Source organism: Microcystis sp. M53602_WE12 (assembly GCF_030065455.1).
GTDB lineage: Bacteria > Cyanobacteriota > Cyanobacteriia > Cyanobacteriales > Microcystaceae > Microcystis > Microcystis aeruginosa.
In genome coordinates, this window is sequence record NZ_JASJFB010000899.1 from 1 (window position 1) to 10,016 (window position 10,016).

Annotated in this window: 12 protein-coding genes; 4 read left to right on the forward strand and 8 right to left on the reverse strand. The window is 43.8% G+C overall.

The genetic code is table 11. The annotated features are described in order from the left end of the window. Positions 1-98 precede the first annotated feature (98 nt). The 6 genes from PX482_RS27435 to PX482_RS27460 all read right to left on the reverse strand — a co-directional run bounded on the left by PX482_RS27435 (position 99) and on the right by PX482_RS27460 (position 5,573). A complete protein-coding gene (locus PX482_RS27435; RefSeq protein WP_288096220.1) occupies positions 99-410 on the reverse strand; it encodes a UPF0175 family protein in 312 nt (103 codons plus the stop codon). A gap of 55 nt (positions 411-465) precedes the next feature. Further along, positions 466-2,133 (reverse strand): CHAT domain-containing protein, encoded by a 1,668-nt coding sequence (locus tag PX482_RS27440; RefSeq protein WP_288096222.1) that lies wholly within the window; start codon positions 2,131-2,133, stop codon positions 466-468. Between the two features lie 46 nt (positions 2,134-2,179). Continuing rightward, positions 2,180-2,509: a DUF5615 family PIN-like protein gene (locus PX482_RS27445; protein WP_287691780.1), complete on the reverse strand. Its 330-nt coding sequence runs from the start codon at positions 2,507-2,509 to the stop codon at positions 2,180-2,182. A 14-nt stretch (positions 2,510-2,523) separates the two neighbouring features. Further along, positions 2,524-2,841 (reverse strand): DUF433 domain-containing protein, encoded by a 318-nt coding sequence (locus tag PX482_RS27450; RefSeq protein ID WP_287691778.1) that lies wholly within the window; start codon positions 2,839-2,841, stop codon positions 2,524-2,526. 63 nt (positions 2,842-2,904) lie between these two features. Then, the gene (locus PX482_RS27455; RefSeq protein WP_288025065.1) at positions 2,905-3,873 is read right to left on the reverse strand and encodes a DUF1822 family protein; all 969 of its coding nucleotides are present in this window, start codon (positions 3,871-3,873) and stop codon (positions 2,905-2,907) included. Further along, positions 3,831-5,573, reverse strand: coding sequence for a hypothetical protein (locus PX482_RS27460; protein WP_288025063.1), 1,743 nt, complete (start codon positions 5,571-5,573; stop codon positions 3,831-3,833). Before PX482_RS27460 ends, PX482_RS27455 begins: the two co-directional genes overlap by 43 nt. Positions 5,574-5,873: 300 nt before the next feature. On the opposite strand from PX482_RS27460, the gene PX482_RS27465 reads away from it, so the two are divergent. From PX482_RS27465 to PX482_RS27475, 3 genes are read left to right on the forward strand one after another with little or no spacing between them, the layout of a single operon-like run. Beyond that, positions 5,874-6,023 (forward strand): hypothetical protein, encoded by a 150-nt coding sequence (locus PX482_RS27465; RefSeq protein WP_002748420.1) that lies wholly within the window; start codon positions 5,874-5,876, stop codon positions 6,021-6,023. 32 nt (positions 6,024-6,055) lie between these two features. Continuing rightward, a complete protein-coding gene (locus PX482_RS27470) occupies positions 6,056-6,271 on the forward strand; it encodes a hypothetical protein (protein ID WP_002761575.1) in 216 nt (71 codons plus the stop codon). Between the two features lie 23 nt (positions 6,272-6,294). Continuing rightward, positions 6,295-6,807, forward strand: a complete 513-nt coding sequence (locus tag PX482_RS27475; RefSeq protein ID WP_002761577.1) for a TolB family protein — start codon at positions 6,295-6,297, stop codon at positions 6,805-6,807. A 7-nt stretch (positions 6,808-6,814) separates the two neighbouring features. Here the strand turns inward: PX482_RS27475 and PX482_RS27480 are convergent, their stop codons facing one another. After that, entirely contained in the window at positions 6,815-8,158 is a 1,344-nt protein-coding gene (locus tag PX482_RS27480) for a DUF3370 domain-containing protein (protein ID WP_002761579.1), read from the reverse strand. A 418-nt stretch (positions 8,159-8,576) separates the two neighbouring features. Between PX482_RS27480 and moaA the strand changes: the two genes are divergently transcribed. After that, a complete protein-coding gene (moaA, locus tag PX482_RS27485) occupies positions 8,577-9,566 on the forward strand; it encodes a GTP 3',8-cyclase MoaA (protein WP_002761581.1) in 990 nt (329 codons plus the stop codon). Positions 9,567-9,570: 4 nt separating this feature from the next. Here the strand turns inward: moaA and PX482_RS27490 are convergent, their stop codons facing one another. Continuing rightward, positions 9,571-9,756, reverse strand: coding sequence for a PCP reductase family protein (locus PX482_RS27490; RefSeq protein ID WP_002751785.1), 186 nt, complete (start codon positions 9,754-9,756; stop codon positions 9,571-9,573). Between the last annotated feature and the right edge of the window lie 260 nt (positions 9,757-10,016).

Here is a 10,016-nt window from a genome sequence, read left to right on the forward strand (position 1 = left end):
ACTCAATTGTCTATCTTTTGGTATTAACCTGTTTGTGCCTTAAGTCCTTCCCTGTATGGATTTCAGCTACTTTTGAGCGTAGGCGCTCTCATCGAATTTTATTTTAAGTTAATTATTTGCATAACAATTCCCGAAGAGCCATTTTTCTTCTTGTCGCAGTTGTTCACGGATTTGATATCCGCTTCCAAATCAGCTTCACTGTAAGGTAAATCCACCCCTTTAGCTTTTAAAAATGCGTCAACTTCAAGGCGAGTTTTCATCCCTAATAACTCTCGCACTTTCCCAACACTAATCGACCCTTCCCGATACGCTTCAACGATAACCATTTCCATTAACCTACGCTCTAAACTTCCCCATTTAGCTTCAAGAGAAGATATAATATCGTCAGGTAAAGCAATCTTAATTTGCATGAATATTTCCCCATTTGTTATCAATTTTTTCTCAATTTATCTACAAAACCAGAGATTAATTAATAGTAAATGAATCAATGATTTTTTGAGCAGTTTTTTCAAACTCAGCAAATCTTGCTGGTTCTGCTTGATAGGTAACAATGTAAGCGTAAGCATGATTCGGTGCTAATGCCCAAACTTGCTTGATTTTAATTTGTTTATCTCCCTGTTGTTTAGTATAGAGGATTTCAGTAGCATCAAGCTTACCCAATTTAGTACGTTCTGGAGTGATTGGAAAACCTTGAGAAAAGTCCCGACTAATTTGCTTAACTGTGTCGTCAGTATATTTATCTAGTGGAGCAGGATTCTCTATCTGTTCAATACTAACTATAACACTAGGTTGAAAAAAAACTGAAGAATGATCTTTTGGTGCTAAAAATTTAACAACTTCTGTATTAGTTGCACTAGGTATTTTTTGCCAATTTGGAGGATATTTGATTTTCCAGTTTTTGGGATAGGAAATTTTAAGGTCACCATTCAACCGTTCCTTATTCGGGTCATAGACCCGATAAGGGGAAGTAATTGTAATTATTTTTGGTATTAACAGTAAAACAGCCCCCAAAGCTAAAGCACCGATAACCAGCTTACCCTGATAAAGTATTGATAGCTTCTTCTTCCTTGTCCAAACCAGAGGAGTAGCAGCAGGATTTTGACAAATAACGGGCAGCCCCATCACCCCCGGCAGTTCCGCATCTAATCCTTCTTCGGCAAGACGTTCTCTCGCCGTCCGCACCGACAAATACAAAGATTTACCCCTAGAAAATGCCTTGAGAAAATGCTTTAAAAACTCCTGTGCCACCTTATCGGGTACGGGTTCGCGCATGACGATCGCTTGAGGAATTTGCAAATTCTCCAATTCCTTGGCCAACCCCAACCCATCACAAGAGTTAAAAATGGCTAACTGCAACCCCCCTTCGATCGCTGTCCTCAAACCATGTTTTAACTCACCGATAGTCAAACTTTCCCTTTGATTAATATAAATGCGCCCCACTTCCCCTTCCGTATGGCTGTGTCCGGCAAAAAAGAGGATGTCCCAATGTTGTTCCCAAAGTTGTTCGCTAATCTCTCGTCGAGGAGGTTCTACCAAAAAAACCGTCTCAGCCCCCGGCAAATTCTCTAAAAACCTTCTATCTGCCGTCACGTCAATGCCCTCACTATTACCTAAAATCGCCAAAATTCTCAGCCTTTTGGTGGGGGAAGGTGGGCTAACGATTTTTTCAAAGAAAGAAGCAGCGATCGCTACCTCTAACTTGGGATAATGGTCAAAGAACTCGATCAAATTCCAAGGTAGCCGCCGCAAATAGCCATCCCCAGCTTGAATGATGAAGCGAATGGGTTCGGAACGGTTCAAATTTTCCAAGAGACGCTCTCTCACCGGACGAAACGACTCGGAGTTCAGCCAGCGTTTGAGGCTATCTTGCAAAGTTTGAAGGGTCTGGCGACAGTCGGCAGTAGTGGAAACATTGGTAATTTGGGTAGCAGGTGCTGTTAGCCTGACAACAACAGGCAAATGTCTATAACTAGACTGCCATTGGTCATAGTTTTGGGGAATTTCCGGAGCGCTTGGCAATTTACCTGTAACTTCGATCGAAGGAGGGGAGCCTTCCTCAGCAATTTGCAGGATAACAGGAAATCCCTGTTCCCAGTTGCCTTCTCCCAATTTAACAGTCACTAACTTAGCCATCGCTACCACCTGTCGTTGTTAAAAAAAATATTAATAGATCGCCTATTTAAAAGGGTAAGTATTGAATGCGATTCACAAATTCTTCGGGGTTTCCCAGTTTGGTGATGAGTTCTAAGTCGCGTATGCAGTCGCCAATTGAAACCATTAACTGATGAGCATAAACAACTCCAGCGAAGTCTATTCCTACTGTCTGACGGTGACTCCCTTCAACTAAGAAATCCCTGTCTTGTGTAAAAACAATTCTTCCTAGTGCTGTTGATCGGTCTAGAATTACGGGGTCAGGGCTACCAGAATAACCATCTTCCTGAACTGTCAGCACATCAACATCTCGAAGGCGCAATCCTATCGTGATGGCTCCATGTACGTTTTCATCCATATAAAGTTTGAGGCTCACTTGAGAATTCCTTGTGCTTTAAGTCTGGCCACAAAAGGCGACTCGATCGCTGAGTGCCGCATTTTTTGGGCATACTCCAGATCGGCAGCGATCGCTCCGTCCAATTCTTCTTTATGATCCCAATAGTAGGCGAAGGCTGAGTGAATCTGACTCATACTCAAATGGCGATGGTTGATTTGAATTTCTTCAGGAGTCCAACCGTAAGCCATCTGAGCCATCACCAGATCAATCACCTTCATTGTCGAGCTTGCAATCATTGGTCTCCCGCGTTCGTCTATTTGAATATGCTTGTATTCGGTTAGTGCGGTTTTCATGATTAAACTTTCTCCGTTTACTTGTACTTTAGTTCCTAGCAATTTCTCAGGGGGAAAGTTCTGCTAGAGGGTAAAATCTTCGGTAATATTTGCCTCTCCCAGTCCCACCCTGACACTGAACTGTTCTCCCGGTGAACCACTAAACTTGAGTTGGATGTAATTGTCCAGTTCTCTTGCCTCAGTTTCCAAAAAGGTTTTCCCAGCCTCATCCAGCACCACTAATTGTAAGTGGGCAGGCAAATATTTCTGGTTTCGCATCGGATAGACCCTGAGGAGAACCGCTATCATTTGGTTAGTTTTAGGCAAGACAGCCACCATTAGAGTCACTGGGTGTTCCCCGATCAGCATTCCTAAATCTTTAACTCTCCTCAACCCACCTGCCAAGTTATGCGGAGCGAGCCGCCATAAACTCTCTGCCGCACTCCAACGGGTTTCTTCATCCTGAGTTGCCTCTAGCAAGTGAGTCAGAGCCGCCAATACCTCAGAAGATGCAGTTCCCATCTCTCCCAAGCGCAGTGCTGCTTGTCTGCGGCGATGCTCCTCCTGACTGGTATAAATCGTCTCAATTAAATCGCTAACCGTCTTGGAATCCATAAAATCAGCCCCGCGCTCGCGTAAGGCATAAGCATAGGCAAAACAGGGTTCTCCAGGTGCAAAAAGCTGTTCAATCGTCTGCCAGCTTTCCTCAAAAACATTTTGTAACCATTGGCTCAAATTGACTCGGCTTTTTAAGGAAACTGAACGAGATTGTTCCTTTTCAACAGCAAAGAGCTTTTCTAAACGGTAGTCTTGACTGGATTTCTGCCGCTCTGGTAAGCGATTAAGTTTTCCCAGAACTACTTTTTGGTTATTTTGGGCTGTCTCAAAGTCCGGGGAAGCGGGAGAGATATTTTCATACCCTTCACTAGCTTCTTGGTATTCCTCCCTAGCTTCCTCATATCGCTGCAAGCGAGTTAGATAATCCCCGATTAATTGGGCAATTTGACCGTCTAGAAAGGAATTTCTTTCTTGATTTCCGCTAGTGCCTGACATAGTTCATTGTCCTCCTGTTGGTTGGCTTTTCCAAAAACTTCGATCCACTCCTCTTTTGCTCTCAGAGGTTCTTGCCAGTAAGCATGATAGAGAGCTTCAGCCAGATTGCCCCTTTCTCGATAGTACCGCTCCAAGACTTGATGGGCAGCCTGGGTTCGCTCCCGCTTCTGCTCGTGGTTGAAACGACGGATGAAGGGATGAAGACGATACCACCCCTCACCTTGTTGTTCTGCCTGCCAGACGAAGGAAAAACTGAGGAGCGAGTCAAAGGCAGCATGGGAGGGATTGCATTTCAAGGATTCGCCCAGATGAAAGTAAAGGTCTTCATTAAAGGCTCGACAGGCACTCAAGACATAAACCGCATCTTCCAACACCCTGTCTGTGTATTTCAGGAGTCTTTCTACCAAAATCCCTAATTTCCGATTAAATCCCTCTCCTGTCTCGGAAACGGATTGAAAGTCGGCAGCGGTAAAGGCTTCTTTTTTTTCTGGCGCCATCCTGACTAAATCCGCGCATAGCCCCAGCAAGAGAGGATGAACGGAATCGCCATCAAAACTACTATAGGCAATCAAGCTCTGCTGCACTTGGGTATCCTCAATTCCGACTCTTTGTAGGTAGTCGAGGGCATCGGTTACTTGAAAGTTGAACACTTGCCTGCACTCTAACTTGTCCGCTGTAATTGAACAATAGCTGGCTCGATGCCACTGGGGAATTTCCCGTCCTGCCATGACGATGACAATTTGGGGCAACTCCAACAACTGCGACAACAGACACCGCAGCCATTCATCCTGCTTGAAAAATCTGGCACTTCCTTGATTGCGCCCTTCTCCCCAAAAGGCTTCGTGGGTGTCGAAAAACAGCACCAGTTTTTCAGGAGCGCCCTCTCTTTGCATGGCGACCTTGAGATCTTCCGCAAAAAAGTTAGGCAAAGCAACAATCAATTCCGCATCGGGATCTAACTCGGTGATCCGTTGAAAATCTTTTTTCTGGAGTCCTCGACCTTGTAGATAAAGGGACAAATCCCCCCCTAAGTCTTGGGTGATTATATTCCAACTGCTAGATGTCAAACTCGCCAGGAAACCGGGTAAAATATGGGCGGCAAGTGCATTTGGTAACTCTTTAATGAGGAAGACTGCCAATTTAGAGGCAAAAAGTTCCGGTGAAGGAAATAATCTATTCACGGATTCATTTGTCAGTTTTCCCTTCTGTTGTAAATACAAGATGCAAGCAAACTGATAGAGCGGAAAAGAGAGTTTATATCCCAAGCGAGCAGCATTGGTTATTAACTGATTATGCAAAATCAGTAGCCCGTCGAAATTTTCTTGAGGTTGTTCTGGTCGCGATGACTTGGCTGGGGATTCAAAATCCAACAGTGCGGCTGGCACAAATTGAAAGTCACGTTCCCAGTCAGTAATTGTCTTAATAAACTCAACAATTTCAGGATGGGTTTTGGTTTTAAGTTCTGTCCAAGTTTCTAAAGGAAAGCGCTTGCAACAATTTTCCAATAAGAATTTCAGCAGCAGCGACTTGCCATTGCCACCATCCCCATAGAAGAATAGGATTTTATGGGGGTCAAGCTCGTCATCGTTGAGATATTCTGCAAATCGCAAGGTTAACTCGTGTCGGTCGGTAAAGTGCCGGAGAGCGCGATTTAGCTGAGTTAACGAGGCTTTTTGGCTAGTGGGATCGCTGATGCTCATAGCCGTACTACTTAGAAAATGTAATTGCTATTAAAGTCTAAAATCTTCTCTAATTCTATTCTAGCCTTTCCTCTTGCCATGCGGACAATAAACTGCTCTTCCACTAAACCGCCAGACTTGAGGGTGCTGATTGGGTAGTATTGCTGAACTTCCCCCCATACATATCTACTACAATAGCCGAAAACCCTTATCCATCAATGGATAAACCCATTAACTTTTCTTTATATACCCCGTGTTTATTGTAATATTCCTTAAATAGACAAATGGGGGAAGTTTAGGCTAAAATGGCGGCCGTGTATAGTGATTCAATTAGTATTATTCGATCGAGTGAACTTAGTGGAATTTGAGAGTGAAGATTATCCATCAGAAAAGTTAATTGCTTGTCAAAATCCCTTAATCGCTGAGAAAAATCAAAAACAAACAGAAGCCTTATTCTTTACAATACAATAAAAGTGTAATTAAGCTTGTTGGGAGCCTGAGCTATGACTAACCCGAATTCGATCGAACAGCTATCGCAGGAATTACTCGATCTAGACCAAGTAGATGCCGATACCGGGGCAGATTTGCGGCAAAAAGCCCAAGAAATCCTCGCTGAAACCACTATTGACCTGCCGATTCGAGAAGCGATCGCCGATAGTCTCAGTCAAGGCAATCAACTACTTACCCTCAAAACCGTCGGCAAGGAAGAAAGTTACTAGCACATTTGGGGTCAAAAGTCAAGATGAAAGAAAAAAATTTTTTTGTCTGGCTGGGGCGATTTTTGGCCTCTTTTGGGCTGTTATCGGGGATAAGTGGCTGTAATTCCCCTCTTTTGATCACTCCTCAAGTTCCCGCCGGTGGTTTAAATAGTTTTGCTCCCGATCAATTTCCCAGTTATAGTGCTGATGGTCGCTATTTAGCCTTCGCTTCCGATCGCTCCGGTCGTCGTAGTATATATTTATTCGATCTGCAAGAAAAGCGCTTAGTTAATCTTCCTAACCTAAATCGTGGCGATTCTAGCCAAGATCAGCCATCTCTGAATGCTGACGGTCGTTTAATTGCCTATATCTCCAGCGAACGCGGTAAAAGTGATGTCATGGTTTATGATCGTTCCCGGTCCCGTGCAACCCTGTTAACCGCTAACCTGCGGGGAAGCGTCCGCAATCCCACCATTAGCGGTGATGGTCGCCAAATTGCCTTTGAAACCAACCAAGACGGTCAATGGAATATTGCGATCGTTAACGGCCAATTTTAAACTTGTTCTACTCGGTCTTAATCGTTAAAACCTGTGGAGGAGTGGCATCTGGTGGATATAAAAAATTTACCTGTACTACACGCCAATCCCCCGGAGGAATAGTCAGACTCACTAAAGATTGCCCCTCTTGTCCGCGTCTTTGGACGAGATGGAAAAATCTGCTTTGTGCCTGTCCCTGGTCATCGCTATAATTGACGGCTACTGTTCCCCGAAAAAACACTTGTGGGGCAGCCGGATCGAGAAAACGCAAACCCGGCCCAATAACATCCTCTTTAATCGGTGTTTCTAGCGCAATAGTCACCGTTTTCGCCTCATCACTCCCATTAAATAGAGGTAAACTTAACCTATATTCCACACCGTAATTACCATGAGCTTGATAGGCCGTATCGGGATAGCGAACTAACATACTAGCACTTTGATTTTGTTCCGTTCCCAATTTGCCCCCGGGTAGGGTACTAATCCCATAGGCTATAGATTGACCAGAATCAGGAATATTTAACCATAAAGAAGCTCGATCGACCAATCGGGCTGGCCAAGCTGAACCTTGGGACACCCCCGCTACCCGTCCATAAATTATCTGTCCTTGACTATGGGGAGGAGTGGGCGCTCGATCCCGCGGAGTCGATAAATCGCCTTTTTCTAGCAAATTTTGCCACTCTGTCAGATTTGGTGGTCTTTCTTGCCCATTTTCGTCTAAGGGTGCATAAAGAGCTAAACTAGCAGCGTAGAGAAGACCGTCACTTTCCAGACGGAGATAAGTGGACCTACCGTTTAAAGGGGGAGTCAAATCGCGCACAGGAATCGCCGCATTTAAGACCATAAAACTCTCCCCAGGGGGAATAATAATCCTATCGGGAAAAATATCCTGACGCTGCCCCATTAAAATATCCCCCATTACCCGACTTCCCGGCCCGGCAAAAACTGTCCCCTGATTATTTTCCACTTGTGCGGGTAAATCGATAAAAGCTGCATCGGGTTGACTCAAATAACTAGCTCCTTGCAGAATTTTAACGGTCACGGGATTAGAACTGGGATTGTGGAGTAATATACCCAGATAAAGGCTGCGTAAATTATCGGGAAAACTCCCCCTCGCTATATGGTGGGCAAAAATATCAAAGCGTCCCTGAAAAGCATAATTTAAATGGGCCGAGGGAAAACTTTTCTCTTGGGGGGGAAAAGTGGAAAGCAAAATCCCTTCTCCTAGCAATAATTCGGGACTATTGCTATTAAAAACGGGAACTTGATCTAGTTGATTCGGTAAAGGACGCACCTGCGCCGGTCGAATTATTTCTACAATAGGAGGAGTTTGGGCAATGGGTAGTAAAAAAGGTAACATCACACAAATTACCATCTCAAGATAATTATTTTTTGATCATAGCATTACTGGCTCGCTCAATTTAGATAGTATTCTGTTTGTCTATATCTAGAGGATTGGTTAATATTTCTTTCCGGTGTTAAGTAGCTGGTTATAATTAAATTAAAAATGGATTTTAGGTTCGATCCCCCCTGCCCCCCTTGATAAGGTAGGGTTGATTCATGAATCAACCCTACCCTTAATAAGGGGGGCATCTGACAACTTTTAACGCCTACCTACTTAAGTACAATCAAGAAAAATTATCAAATTTACCAATCATTATTTGCCCTTGCCATTGAGGAAATCTATTGTCATCATAGACTAAAATCTAGATGTAGCCGATGTCTAGATATCGATCGAGCCAGAATTGTTATGATAAATTCATGAAGTTTTATAACAGTATTTCCCTGTGAACATGAACCAAATCGACTATCTCAGGATTAGTTTAATCGATCGCTGTAACTTTCGCTGTCAGTATTGTCTGCCTGAAGATGCAGAATTGGCATCTGTTCGACCGCAAGATTTACTCACCCGGGAGGAAATTCTTACTTTAGTCAAAAATGTCTTTATTCCCCTCGGTTTCCGCAAATTTCGCCTTACTGGTGGGGAACCTCTCTTACATCCCGAAGTAGTGGAGATTGTGCGCGATATCGCCTCTTTATCTGCCACTAGCGATTTAGCTCTGACCACCAATGGCTATTTACTTGACAATTTAGCCGAAATGTTGTATGAAGCCGGACTAAGACGGATTAATATCAGTTTAGACTCCCTCGACCCCGACACTTTCGATAAGATTATCGGTAATCGCGGCCGGAGTCGTTGGCAAAAAACTTGGGCAGGTATTCAAGCGGCCCAGAGAGTGGGTTTTGACCCCTTAAAATTGAATGTGGTGGTAATTCCGGGGATAAATGAGGCAGAAGTGGAGGATTTAGCGGCTTTGACCATCGAGAAGCGTTGGCACGTCCGTTTTATCGAGTTTATGCCCATCGGTAACGGTGATTTATTTCAAGAAAAAGCTTGGATTGCGAACGAGGAATTAAGGGGGCGAATTCGGGCAAAATGGGGCTTAAATGAGGGTCAAGTGCGGGGAAATGGTCCAGCCGATGTTTTTCAAATTCCGGGGGCTAAGGGTACAATTGGCTTTATCAGTCAGATGTCGGAATGTTTTTGCGATCGCTGCAACCGCCTACGTCTCTCGGCCGATGGTTGGTTGCGTCCCTGTCTCCTCAACGAAACCGGACAAATTGACCTAAAAACCGCCCTCCGTCAGGGAATTTCGCCGGCAGAAATCAGGGAAAAAGTCCAGAAATTAATGGAACTGAAAGCAGAAATAAACTTTAAACTGCGTGATTCTGGCACATCAAGCGGCATTTATACCCGTACTATGTCCCAAATTGGCGGCTAAAAATCTACTGTCCGAATTCTACTCTAGCCTGTTCTACCATTTCCACGGTAACTCGATCGGAACCGGCATGACGAGCTAATTCTTCTATCCTTTGACGCGCTTGGGAACGAACAAAATAGGGAATATTTTTTAGTTTTGCTTTTGCTTCTGCGGTCCATTGTAGTTGATCGGAAAAATCTAGAGCGTCCATAGATTTAACAATAGTAGTCCGTCTATTATACCAAAAAAGATTAGCTATTTATTGCCAAGCTAATTAAATGATGAGTTTCTTGATAGCGACTCTTTTTCACCTTTCTCTTAATTAGAGTTCTTGCATAATTAATTTTTGAGAGGGCAAAAATGAGAAAAATAAGCATAAAATTGCATAAAATAACCAAATAGAGCATTTAATTGATTAATGCTCATTCTTAATTCTCCTGACTACTGACTACTGGCTCCTGACTCCTCACC